General features: G+C 41.9%; 11 protein-coding genes. 3 read left to right on the top strand and 8 right to left on the bottom strand.

What is annotated here, in order from left to right; all coding sequences use genetic code 11:
• Positions 1-123: 123 nt before the first annotated feature.
• Complete coding sequence (locus ACOSV2_RS00345; RefSeq protein WP_428973515.1) at positions 124-1,665, bottom strand: GNAT family N-acetyltransferase; 1,542 nt, start codon at positions 1,663-1,665, stop codon at positions 124-126.
• A gap of 283 nt (positions 1,666-1,948) precedes the next feature.
• Positions 1,949-3,622, bottom strand: a complete 1,674-nt coding sequence (locus ACOSV2_RS00340; RefSeq protein ID WP_428973514.1) for a glycoside hydrolase family 13 protein — start codon at positions 3,620-3,622, stop codon at positions 1,949-1,951.
• Positions 3,623-3,788: 166 nt separating this feature from the next.
• Here ACOSV2_RS00340 and ACOSV2_RS00335 point away from each other — a divergent pair, with 166 nt between their 5' ends.
• Both ACOSV2_RS00335 and ACOSV2_RS00330 read left to right on the top strand, forming a co-directional pair.
• Positions 3,789-4,214: a disulfide oxidoreductase gene (locus tag ACOSV2_RS00335; protein WP_428973513.1), complete on the top strand. Its 426-nt coding sequence runs from the start codon at positions 3,789-3,791 to the stop codon at positions 4,212-4,214.
• A 1-nt stretch (position 4,215) separates the two neighbouring features.
• A complete protein-coding gene (locus ACOSV2_RS00330) occupies positions 4,216-4,689 on the top strand; it encodes a thioredoxin family protein (RefSeq protein ID WP_428973512.1) in 474 nt (157 codons plus the stop codon).
• Positions 4,690-4,876: 187 nt separating this feature from the next.
• On the opposite strand, the gene ACOSV2_RS00325 is transcribed toward ACOSV2_RS00330, so the two are convergent.
• Positions 4,877-5,278, bottom strand: coding sequence for a DUF5365 family protein (locus ACOSV2_RS00325; RefSeq protein ID WP_428973511.1), 402 nt, complete (start codon positions 5,276-5,278; stop codon positions 4,877-4,879).
• 171 nt (positions 5,279-5,449) lie between these two features.
• Between ACOSV2_RS00325 and ACOSV2_RS00320 the strand changes: the two genes are divergently transcribed.
• Positions 5,450-6,334 (top strand): RluA family pseudouridine synthase, encoded by an 885-nt coding sequence (locus ACOSV2_RS00320; protein ID WP_428973510.1) that lies wholly within the window; start codon positions 5,450-5,452, stop codon positions 6,332-6,334.
• A gap of 50 nt (positions 6,335-6,384) precedes the next feature.
• Here ACOSV2_RS00320 and wrbA read toward each other — a convergent pair whose 3' ends face one another.
• The 5 genes from wrbA to ACOSV2_RS00295 form a co-directional block, all read right to left on the bottom strand.
• Positions 6,385-6,999, bottom strand: a complete 615-nt coding sequence (gene wrbA / locus ACOSV2_RS00315; RefSeq protein WP_428973509.1) for an NAD(P)H:quinone oxidoreductase — start codon at positions 6,997-6,999, stop codon at positions 6,385-6,387.
• 191 nt (positions 7,000-7,190) lie between these two features.
• Positions 7,191-7,598, bottom strand: a complete 408-nt coding sequence (locus tag ACOSV2_RS00310) for a DoxX family protein (RefSeq protein ID WP_397553208.1) — start codon at positions 7,596-7,598, stop codon at positions 7,191-7,193.
• A 284-nt stretch (positions 7,599-7,882) separates the two neighbouring features.
• Positions 7,883-8,713 carry an aldo/keto reductase gene (locus tag ACOSV2_RS00305; RefSeq protein ID WP_428973508.1) on the bottom strand — a complete coding sequence of 277 codons (831 nt, stop codon included), beginning with the start codon at positions 8,711-8,713 and terminating at the stop codon, positions 7,883-7,885.
• A 126-nt stretch (positions 8,714-8,839) separates the two neighbouring features.
• The gene (gene helD / locus ACOSV2_RS00300; protein ID WP_428973507.1) at positions 8,840-11,107 is read right to left on the bottom strand and encodes an RNA polymerase recycling motor HelD; all 2,268 of its coding nucleotides are present in this window, start codon (positions 11,105-11,107) and stop codon (positions 8,840-8,842) included.
• A gap of 369 nt (positions 11,108-11,476) precedes the next feature.
• Positions 11,477-12,658, bottom strand: coding sequence for an ATP-binding protein (locus tag ACOSV2_RS00295; RefSeq protein ID WP_428974257.1), 1,182 nt, complete (start codon positions 12,656-12,658; stop codon positions 11,477-11,479).
• Positions 12,659-12,879 lie beyond the last annotated feature (221 nt).

The raw sequence follows: 12,879 nt of genomic DNA, 5'->3' as shown, positions 1-12,879 counted from the left end.
AAACAATCCGTCACATGTCGACAAGATTCGTTCAGACCTTATTTTAGCATAGTTTTTCTAAAAAGAATTTGTCTTTTTCCTCAAAAAAGCCTCGCTGAGCACTTCAGCGAGGCTTTTACTTTATTACTTCTTATAGGTCACTCCATACACATCATGGCGGCGATCTTTCAGCTGGCGGACCGTACCCGATTGACGCTGGCGTCGCAGCACTTCGAGATCCACGTCTCCGATCATGACCATTTCAATGTTCGGATTCGTCTCTCCGACAATTCCATCACGGGCAAATTCAAAGTCGGACGGAGCAAAAATACCTGATTGAGCGTATTGAATATCCATGTTTTCAGTCTGTGGAAGATTACCGACTGTACCGGAAATGACCGTATAAATCTGGTTTTCCACAGCACGGGCCTGTGCACAGTATCTGACACGGAGATACCCTTGGCGATCTTCTGTACAGAATGGAGTAAAGATGATCTTCGCCCCTTTGTCGGTTGCGATACGGGCAAGCTCAGGGAATTCGATATCATAGCAGATTTGAATCGCGATCTTCCCGCAATCCGTATCGAATACCCTTACGGAATCTCCCGGACTTATTCCCCACCATTTTCGTTCATTTGGTGTGATATGAACCTTGTACTGTTTCTCGATCGTTCCATCACGACGGAACAGGTAAGCGATGTTGTAGATTTCATCGTCTTCTTCCTTGACGAAGTGAGAACCCCCAATGATATTTACGTTGTAACGAACCGCAAGATCCGTGAATAATTCAATGTAGTCCTCAGTGAAATCTGTCAACCTTCTTACAGCAAGGCTCGGTGACTGGATGTTCAAGAATGACATGAGCTGTGTGGTGAAAATTTCAGGGAACACGACGAAATCAGACTTTGCATCTGATGCTACATCTGTGAAGTATTCAACCTGGTTCGCGAACTCTTCGAAGGAATTGATTTTACGCATCATGTATTGAACAACACAGATTCTGACAGGATAACTCGTTTTGAAATGCCTCTTGCTGGACGGACGGTAATCGACGTTATTCCATTCCATCAGTGTGGCGTACTTATGGGACCGCTTGTCGTCAGGCAAATAGTTAGGGTTGATCCGCATCAGGGTGAAGCCATTCAGAAGCTGGAATGAAAGCACGGGATCATAGATCTTATGACGCCCTACTGAATCCACGTACTCTCTTGGTGACATTTCTTCAGAGTGCTTGTGATAATTCGGGATGCGTCCCCCAATGATGATACTCTTTAGATTCCACTGCCTTGCAAGGTCCTTTCTTGCTTCATACAAACGGTGACCTACCTTCATGCGTCGGTAATCCGGATGAACCATCACTTCGATTCCATAAAGGTTATAGCCATCGGGATTGTGATTCGTTATGTAACCATTATCCGTTACATCATCCCAAGTGTGGCGGTCGTCATACTCGTCAAAATTAATGATCAGACTCGAGCATGATGCAATGATTTCCCCTTCTAATTCGGCGACAAGCTGACCTTCCGGAAACACGTCCAAATGACTTTCCAGGTGCTCAACCTTCCAGGGGTCCATCCCTGGAAAGCAGACAGACTGCATGTTGATGATATCTTGAATGTCCTTAGGTTCCATTGGACGAATGATCATTTTCTTTTCGAACTGTGATAAGTCTAGTTTTTCTGCCATCTATGATCTACTCCTTCATAAAATACCTGAATTATATACCCTTATAGTGCACTGTTGAAACGAAGTTCATGACAGTCCATCCCTTTTATTTTAGCAAAGGGGGGTGTATGATTTGAAGAAATTTGATTTGGTGTTAAATATTTTTAAAATAGCCAGTAGTGATTGATTTCCTCTCCAATCAACTTGGTTATTATTTATTTCATAGATCTTTAACACCAAACAAACTTCACAAAAAAATGTCCTTAAAAATAGAAGCACCCGATCATATGGGTTCTTCCTTCCATTACCCTTTAAAATAGTAAGCTGTTGCTTCCCAAGGATTTAATGTAAATGCATTATCTTTATTGTTTTCTTCGTTGGTGATCAGAACATCAGCCTGATTGATATCAAAGGAAGCCACGTTATCAATGACTTGTTTTTCCCCGGATACATTGCAAAGTACCAGGATCTTCTCGTTTCCATAGGCTCTCGTATAGGTATATACGGAGGGATGATCTGCATAGTGAAGCTCGAATGATCCGTATGGGATAATTTCATGCTCTTTACGAAGAGCGATCAATTTTTGGAAGTAGTAATAAATTGATTTTGAATCTTTTAACGCTTCTTCGGCATTGATTTCTTTGTAGTTCGGGTTAATGGCGATCCATGGATTTCCTTCTGTGAACCCGCCATGGTCCCCGCTGTTCCATTGCATAGGGGTTCTTGCATTGTCTCTTCCCTTTACATATATGGACTTCATGATTGCTTCCGGATCCATGCCTTTTGCTACTTTTTCACGGTACATGTTGAGGGTTTCAATATCCTTGTACTCTTCAATGGACGAGAATCGGACATTCGTCATTCCGATTTCTTCCCCTTGATAAATGTAAGGCGTCCCCTGCATCAAATGAAGAAGTGTTGCCAGCATTTTCGCAGATTTCTCGCGGTACTCTCCATCGTCACCAAGTCGCGACACAATCCTTGGCTGATCGTGGTTGTTCCAGTACAAACTGTTCCAGCCCTTCCCGTGAAGTTCTGTCTGCCACTTCGTTAAAATGGCTTTCAATTTTACAAGGTCGAAAGGAATGACGTCCCATTTCCCTCCTGGACCCGAGTCCACATCCATATGCTCAAACTGAAATACCATATTCACTTCATTGTGGTCTTCACCTGTGTAAAGGACGGCTTCATCCGGTGTCACACCAGGCATTTCACCAACCGTCATCGCATCATAATGAGAGAGAACCTCTTGATTCATTTCCTGGAGAAATTCATGAATACGGGGACCGTTCATAAAGTACTCATGACCTGAAGCATACGTTTTGCCTTCAGGACTCGGCGCATCTGGAAATGTTGGCACTTTCGAAATGAAGTTGATGACGTCCATACGGAAACCATCGATCCCTTTATCCAGCCAGAATTTCATCATGTCATAGATTTCCTGGCGCAGCTTCGGATTCTCCCAGTTTAGATCCGGCTGTTTTTTCGAGAAAAGATGCAGGAAATATTCCTCTGTCGTTTCATCATATTCCCAAGCAGAACCGCTAAATACAGACTCCCAGTTATTCGGCTCTTTTCCGTCTTTTCCTTCACGCCAAATATAATAATCACGATATGGATTGTCCTTTGATTTCCTTGATTCCACAAACCAGCCGTGTTCATCGGAAGAGTGGTTCACCACTAGATCCATCACAAGCTTCATATCACGCCGATGCATTTCCTCAAGCATTTCTTCCCAATCAGCCATCGTGCCGAACTCGTCCATAATCTTTTTATAATTGCTGATATCATAACCATTATCATCATTGGGAGATTCGTACACAGGAGATAACCAGACTACATCAACGCCCAGTTCTTTCAGATAATCCAATTTAGAAATAATTCCTCTAATATCCCCGACGCCGTCCCCGTTTGAATCCATGAAGCTGCGAGGGTAAATTTGATAGACGACCGATTCTTTCCACCATTGTTTCGTCATGTGTGTTTTCCTCCTGTTAGATCAAATCAAAGAATATAACACTTTCTGCAAGCGTTTGCACAAATCGTTAAAAAAATATCATATTTCTTCATAAAGTTTTCTCATTTTACATTTATAATAATAACATACTATAATTTGATAGAATATACGTAGAAAGGAATTCTATATGAATAAAAAAGCAGATTCTCTGTTATTCCTGGCATGGGCTTCCTCTCTTGTGGCATCTCTGGGGAGTTTATATTTCTCTGAAATCATGAAATATGAACCATGCGAATTATGCTGGTATCAGCGTATTTTAATGTATCCGATGGTCATTCTATTAGGAGTGGCTTATGTCCGCAAAGATTTTCAAGCGGCATTATATTCTACTATTTTATCCGGAATCGGCCTTCTCGTCTCCTTGTATCACTACTCTCTTCAAAAAGTATCATTCCTATCAGAGAGTGCACCTGCCTGCGGACGGGTCCCATGTACAGGCGAATACATCAACCTGTTCGGCTTTATCACCATCCCATTCCTGGCATTGACCGGTTTCATCATCATCTTTATCGCAAGTGTAATGGTATTAAGAGCATTAAAGGAGGACAAATAGATTGAAGAAAATCATTATATTTCTAGTAGCGATTGTCGCATTATTTGCTGCCATCGCTCTCATCACAAGCATGCAAAACAGTCAAAAGGCAGAGGGGAATAAGTTCAAAAAAGCGAACCTTAACCCGGCTACCGTCGAACTGCTGGACGACCCTAACTATCAGAATGTGATCCTGCCAGAGGAATTAGAAGAGAAATTAAAGAATAACGAAGATGTGACTGTGTATTTCTACAGCTCATCGTGTATTCATTGTAAGAGGACTACTCCTGTACTTGCTCCACTTGCCGAAGACATGGAAGTCGATATGGTTCAGTACAATCTACTTGAATTTGAACAAGGATGGGACCAATACCGAATCGAATCCACTCCGACACTGGTACATTTTGAAGATGGAAAAGAAGTGGCGAGAATCGTAGGAGAACAGCCTGAAGAAGAATTTAAGAAGTTTTTTGAAGAGAACGTTACGAAAGAATAAATAACAAAAAAAGAGGGGCTGACTTTTCCACGAGTCAGCCCCTTTCAAGTGAGGAGGAATTTCAAGATGAAGACACTTGAGTATCTTCAGGATTAACTTATTACAAGCTATTTTCCCCTCACAGGAATCTTCTAAACATTTTTATACGAATTTTCTAAAGTATCAATCTTTTCCCGGCGTGATTCACTTACACAAGCAGCTGGTTATCCGCTCTCGAATAGATACTTAAGCTATGTTTACAATCCGATTCTCCAGTGAATTGATCATAAGACAGCGGGAAAAACATACCAAATCCCTGAAGAATCTCAGCATTGTGGTAAAACATTTCTTCATACACATCTTCTTTTGATCCACTCTCGACAATGGAAATCAATGTTTGTAAGCTTGAAATCACCTGAAACGCTTCTTTAAGGGTTCCGAAGTATTCAAAGTTTCTCGTCGTCGTATGTAATACTTGCATATCATCAAATTGCTCAATTTCATCATCTGTGAAATAATCAGGGAAAATAGTACAATACATGTACTGTATGAGCTCTTGAATTTTGTCTTCCTGTTCATGTGTTGATGCTAGTAAAACTTTCACCGTCATAACCCACCTTTGTAATGGTTGTAATCTCTCTGTAATAGATATATTAAGGATAACATAGAAGTAGAACCCACTGCGTGGTAATTATACCCATGAATTGGGTTGAATAGGTGTTAAATTAGGTTTAAATACCCACACGTGTATAAGATTTTTGTCATTTGAAGGAGTTTTTTGATGAAAACACAGAAAAAAGGAGAACTATTTGAACTAGTCATCCCAGATAAATGGAAAAATGTAACGATTGAAACAATTCTTAGAAATCACTGGCAAGCACCTAAGAAACTGATTCATTCCTTGAGGATGGCGGGTGATATTAAAGTGAACGGGGAATCGATTTCCTGGACCCAGCCCCTTTCTCCGGGAGATACGCTTCAGCTTCATTTATTTAAAGAAGTAGAATACGATGTCCCCCCGACCTACGGAGAGATCGATGTGTTATTTGAGGATGACCATCTGATTGTCATCAACAAACCTGCGGGAATTGATACTCACCCAAACCATCCGAAGGAGACGGATTCCCTTGCAAATCTAGTGGCCTTTCACTATCAAGCCCTGGGAAAAAGCTGCCGCGTCCTGCACATTCATCGTTTGGATCATGATACATCTGGAGCGATCATCTTCGCCAAGCACCCGTTAAGTAAAGCGATTCTTGACCGCCTTCTCACTGAAAGGCAGATCAAGCGTACATACCACGCTCTCGTTCATGGTCGATTGAAGCAGAAAAAAGGCACCATCTCTGAACCGATTGGCAGGGACCGCCATCACAATACTAGAAGAAGAGTTTCACCTTCTGGTCAGAATGCAGTCACCCACTACAAGGTGCTGGAGTATAAAAACCCTTATACATTAGTGGAGGTCGAGCTTGCTACGGGTCGTACCCACCAGATTCGCGTCCATATGAGTCACATCGGTCATCCTTTGGTCGGAGACATATTATATGGAGGAAAGCCGATTTACAAAAGGCAAGCGTTGCATGCTGCACGGATTTCATTTCCTCATCCCCTGACCGGCGAATGGATTGAGTGTGAGGCTGATTGTGCCGATGATGTTGGGCTGTGAGAACAATAAAAAACGAGCCGCTCTCGAGCGACTCGTTTTTTATATGTTCATTATTTCAATCCGTTTTTCACCGCTTCAGCGATTTGGATTGTACGGCGAGTTTGGTGTTTCACTGCAGGCTCTACGGATTCAATCATATTGCCCTCTTGATCGACCGTTACACTCGTTCCATATGGGTTTCCTCCTGTAGTAAAGCTTGATTGGTCTGTATATCCAGGAGCTGCTATGATTGCACCCCAGTGCATCATGGTTGTGTATAGAGCCAGTACCGTCTGCTCCTGTCCACCGTGTGAGTTGCTTGCAGAGGAAGTGGCACTTACTACTTTATTTGCAAGTTTTCCGTTGAACCAAAGACCTCCAGTAGTATCCAGGAAGGCTTTGACTTGAGAAGGAACGTTTCCGAATCGTGTTGGAACATTGAAAAGGTAAGCGTCTGCCCATTCAAGATCGTCAAGTGTCGCAACAGGTACGATATCTTTTGTTTCATTATAGTGCTTTTCCCATGCTGGATTAGAAGCGATCGCTCCTTCAGGGGCCGTTTCTTCAAAACGAAGTACCTTCACTTCAGCGCCTGCTTCTTTCGCAGCCTCTTCTGCCCATTTTGCCATTTGATAATTTGTTCCAGTTGAACTGTAGTACATGATTGCTAATTTTACGTTAGACATAATCGAAATCTCTCCTTTAAATATGGTTTATATAGTGAAAAAGTGAAACACCGAATCAGACTGCAGGTGAATCAATCAATATTCACCTGCATTATTCATTTGCTGACTAATGAAAAGTAGTGATGTTGGATTGCATGCCGATTCTCTATGTTGGTTTTCCACATCAGATAATTTCTATTGAAAAAACTTAACTAAAATAAAAGTGCGTCTATAGAAAATGATCCTGCCCCTACCAGTGCTACTCCAAGAGCAACAACAATGAGCATCACATTATATTCTGTACCATTTTGTGTTACCCAATAACCATTTGGTCCGTGAACTTTCACGATCGCTACAATCATCGTCCCAATGATAAGTAACGCTGCTAATGGCGTCAGGAAACCTGCTGCGAATAGCAATCCGCCTGCAACTTCAGAAAGTCCTGCAAATAATGCCATCGTCTTTCCCGGCTTGATTCCAATGGACTCAAAGAAACCACCTGTTCCTTGTAGTCCATGTCCACCAAACCAGCCAAATAATTTTTGTGCTCCGTGAGCAGCGAAGGTTAACCCCACTACTAAACGAATGACCAATAAACCGAACGCAGCTAATGCTGTCATCTTACTTCCTCCTTTATGTTTTCCCATCGAGATGCAGCTTCAAACATTTCAAATTCAATTATTCTCAAATCATTTATCTTTAATTTGAGATATATGCGTAAAAAAATGAGTACACGTTATCTCGAATCTATTTATTTTGATTTCGAGATAATTGTATACTACTCTTCTCGTCCCTGTCAATAACTATTTTACAAATTAAATTTAAATGGGTGTCTGGAGGCAAAAGGGCAAAAACAAGAGGTCCGTCCCTCATTTGGAGGGACGGACCTCTATATATTGTTTGATCAAAAATCGAAGTTGTCCGGATCTGGGCCGAAGCGTTCGTCGAGATTCAATCCGTTGATTTGGTTCATTTCTTCCAATGATAGTTCGAAGTTGAATAGATCTGCGTTTTCTTTGATGCGGCTTTCATGCACAGATTTAGGAATGATGATGACATCATTCTGAAGGTGCCAGCGCAAAATCACTTGAGCAGCGGATTTTTCATGCTTTTCAGCGATGTGATTCAGTGTTGGTTCATCCAGTACACGCCCTTGAGCGATTGGTGACCATGCTTCCACGGCAATATTTTGTGATGCACAGAATTCTCTTATTTTTTCCTGATTCAGACGAGGGTGTAATTCGATTTGATTTAATACAGGCTTTTCATTGCTGTTCTTCATCAAATCTTCAAGGTGATGCTGATGGAAGTTACTTACACCGATCGATTTCACTAACCCTTCGCTATGCAGCCTTTCTAGTGCCTTCCATGTATCATTGTACTTCCCTTCTACTGGCCAGTGAATTAAATAAAGATCCAGGTAGTCCATATCAAGCTTTTTCAGGCTGGTTTCGAATGCTTTCAATGTCGTATCGTAGCCTTGATCACCATTCCATACTTTCGATGTAATGAACAGTTCCTCTCTCGCTACTCCACCTTCTTTCACACCTTGACCTACACTTTCTTCGTTGTCGTAGATCGCCGCTGTATCGATGGAACGGTACCCTGACTCAATCGCTGTTCGAACGGCCTGTACCGTTTCAGACGGATCTTTCATTTGGTAAACTCCTAAACCGACATAAGGAATTTCGATTCCGTTATGTAGTGTCTTCGTGCTCTGTAAGTTTTTTAACATATTGCATCCCTCCTGATTTCCTATTTTACAAATCCACTCAGCTTTTTGCTAATATTATGATTGTGAATTTCGTTTTTTTACTAGATTAAGGTCCGTCCCTCACCATGAGGGACGGACCTCTTTTGATCACCGGCCGATAAATTGATCTCTTCTCTTTCCAATAAACGCGAGCTTATGGAGGGGGCGTGTCATGGCCACGTATTGGAGCTTGATGTCGAGTTCGTTTTCCGGGTTGAATGCTTCATCAACCGCTGCGATGATGACGACATCGAATTCGAGTCCTTTTGACAGATAAGATGGGACGACGACGATTTGATCTTTCGGGATTGATTCCCGTTCTTCTAATAATTTCACTTTCCAGGGCTGCCGGTCTTGAAGGATTCCGCTGATTTTCACACAATCCTTCATGCTTTTTCCGATCACGGCGAAGGTTTGGAATCCTTCTTCCCGTCCAGCATCCACCTTCTCCTCGATAACGGAAGCCAATTCTTCCAAATCCACATACTCATCGAAGCTGGGAGAATCCCCGTGTCTCACGACTGGATTCACTTTAGGAAAATCATAGGGTAGCAGATTCAGCAGTTTATTCGCTTCCTCCATGATTTCAATCGTGGTTCGATAGCTTTTTTGTAGCTCGGTATAGGTGGCCCTCGGAAACACATCTCTATACACCGGTTCCCAAGACTGCAGTCCACGATAGGAGTGAATCCCCTGGGCAAGATCCCCCACCAGTGTAAACATGTCGGTTTCAAGTGCCCTCTTCAACGAATAAAGCTGCAAATAACTATAATCTTGTGCTTCATCTATCACGATATTCTTTGCTTTATAAAATTTATCGATTCCAAACAAGTGAGTTTGCAAGTAAAGAAGGATGGCTAAGTCTTCTACCTCATACTGTTTCTTCTTCGTGTATTTTAACGTATATTGACTAAGCTGTTCTGCCTGCTGCATGTTTAGCTCACCTTTCGAGTAAGAAGCCAGCCGTTTCGGATCTGAGAATAATTCCATGAAGTATTGATCCAGGTTTTTCTTTTCAAACTGCCTCATGTAGGCCGTAACGCTTGTTCGGATCGCCTTCTTAATTTCTTCAACCCGCTCACTTTTCTTGTCCAATGCTTTTGATACATAGTCCTTCCGGTTTGCTGCCTGTGTCCTTTGAAAAAGAGCTGTTTCGATCCGTTCATCGAAAAACTTCTCTACCTTCTCCACCATCTGCTTCTTGTTCGTCCGAACATAACTCTGTAAGAGAGCCTTGAGCTTTTCCATCCGGCGATAGATTGGCATATACGTATATTCCTCTTTAAAAAGGTGAGTGAATTTTTTTGCCGAGTAGAGCTTGTATTTATCAACATAGAAGTCCTTTGATGTATAAAAGCGCTGTTCAATTTCTTCTATATAATAATCAAGAATTCTCCTGAATGCTTTGGAGCCTTTAAACCCTGATATCCAGGAGGCAGTCTCTACTTCTTCACCGTGGGTTTCAATTAACTGAATGAGCTTGTTATCTTCTACTAATTTCAGCTTTTTCTCTAAGCAGGTCATGACATAATCCGTGAACGTCGTTTGCCTTACCCGTTCAACACCGAGTTCCGGCAGGGCTTCTGAAATGTAGTCGATAAACAAATTACTTGGTGCAAGGATCATCAGTTGTTTCGGGTCGAAATGCTGTTTGTAGTTGTAAATGAAGTATGAAATCCGGTGAAGGGCGATGGTTGTCTTTCCGCTTCCTGCCGCTCCTTGAACAATGATGGGCTTGTTTAAATCGGCACGGATGATCCGGTTTTGTTCTTCTTGAATGGTGGAAATGATTTCAGTTAAACGATTGCTGGAGCTTTTGGCTAATGAATCCTGAAGCAGTTCATCAGTGGTCGTTAAATCTATATCCCTGATTTCTTCTAACCAACCATCCTCAATCATGTACTGACGTTTTAATGAAAGATCACCCTCATATGTCTCGTCTTCCGCTTCATACGAAACATCGCCGATCCTTCCTTCGTAATATAGGTTTGCAATGGGAGACCGCCAGTCCACGATGATTTGTTCTTGATTCTCCCTCTGATACAGGGAGGTCTTCCCGATATAGTGCTTCTCCACCTTTTCCGAGCCTTCATGCTGAAAATCAATCCTGGCAAAATACGGTTTCGTTTTCGCTTTCGTTAGGGACTCCAGTTCTTCTTTAGACATCTCAAAGAAGCTTGAGTTCGTCAAGATATCGATGTACGCAGCACTCGATTCGCCCCAATCAATATCTCCAAAAGCTTTTTCCATGTTTTCCTTATACTTTTCCTTACTCGTCTGGGATGTGCTGATGACTACATCAATGTAGCGCTTCGTAAACTCCAGGCGTTCTGATTCAATTGAAAAATCGGGATGAATAGTCGATTCCTTCGTCATACATTTCTCCTTCCAAATGTTAGTAGCCGCAATGGAGAAAAAAACGTCTCATGAATCCCACCAAGGTAATGACTCTTGGTGGGAAAACGTTTATAACGAAAAGCGGAGGCGGCTCGATCAGGCCAGACAAGCATAAGATGAGTCTGGCGAGAAGACGCGTTTTGCCTTCTTGCCAGACTCAGCCTATGACCTCGGAGGGCCTAGCCGCCGGAGCTAGACAATATAAAGACATATCGAAATCTGGATAAATTATGTAGGCGTTTGGGAGCAGGAATATATATTATCAGATAATTCGAGAAAGTTCAATACACAATTAATAATCGCTGACCTGGAGGCGTTGGGGGTCAGTAAAATATAAAAACCCTCCACCTATAAAGATGAAGGGTCTTTCATACGATCCGAAGGAAATATAATCTGAAAACTTGTTCCCTTTCCAATTCTACTCTCAACTGTAATGACGCCTCTCATCGCTTCAATGATGCGATAGGATACCATAAGCCCAAGGCCGGTTCCTTTTTCCTTCGTAGAAAAATAAGGCTCTCCCAGTCTGGCGTGTTGTTCAGAGGTCATCCCTACTCCAGTGTCAGTGATGGTGATGTTGACGTTCCCTTTTTGAACCTTCGAAAGTATCGTAAGGGTACCTCCTTTTGGCATCGATTCGATCGCATTTTTGATGATGTTGAGAAATGCTTGCTGAAAGCTCCTTGTATTACCGACGATGGTGGCGTCCATGATGCTTTTATGTACGTCCACCGATTGCTGGTTGCTCAGGGGCTCTACCATATCAACGAGTTTATTGAGTTGTTTAGAAATTGAAATGTTCTCTACTTGATCTGGGTCCGGCTTGGCAAACGTGAGATAGTCATTGATGATCTCTTCTGCCCGGTTCAATTCTGATGATGCGATCGCTAAGTATTGCTCTTTTTTTCCAACTGGAAGATTTTCTTGTTTGAGCAGTCTCAGAAACCCTTTAATAACGGTTAAAGGATTCTTCACTTCGTGTGAAATGCTGGCTGCGAGTTGAGCAAGTACTTCCATTTTCTCTATCTTCACGAGTGCTTGTTTGATTTGAATTTGTTTAAGCAATGTTTCACATATGTATGTCAGGATAAGCATCCCCACTGAAGGGAGTAAGATGAAATTGATGAGATAGCTTTCATCAATCACAAACACGGTCATGGCATTGGCAATAAGGGCCGCCACTATGGAATGAACGGTAAAGAGAATCACTGAGAATATAATCTTCTTGCGGCTCGTTAACCGGTCAAAATCGAACCACTTCATCCAGATAACCGTCAAGAGGTAGATCACCATATAAATAACAAATGCTACTAAACTCCAACTATATATCATTGTCCTGGATACCAATAAAATAACTAAAAGTGCGAGCCCTGTATATGGTCCTCCATACATGATTCCGAGTACGAAAGGAATCATCCGCAGGTCATGAACACAGTATGGATTCTGATAAATCGGGGAAAGCATGCACAGGATAATGGCCATACTCAAAGAAACAAGGGTTGCTAACCTTGTATACCAGCCATGTATCATCTTTCTTTCAATAAGGAAAAAAATTAAAAAAATACTCAATATGATATAAAAGAAATTATTAATAACATCCTGATTAAAGATAATCATACTTACCCTTTGACCTTTCACAGATATTGTCTACTTTATAGAAATTCTACCATACTACTAAACAAATCGTTACAATTATATAGGTAATCGGGCATTTATATAAGAGAACTCTCCTGTACATGTACAGGAGAGTC

The sequence above is a fragment of the Rossellomorea sp. DUT-2 genome (assembly GCF_052665285.1).
The sequence above is the reverse complement of the archived record's forward strand: the minus strand, read 5'-3'. Positions and strand labels throughout refer to the sequence as shown.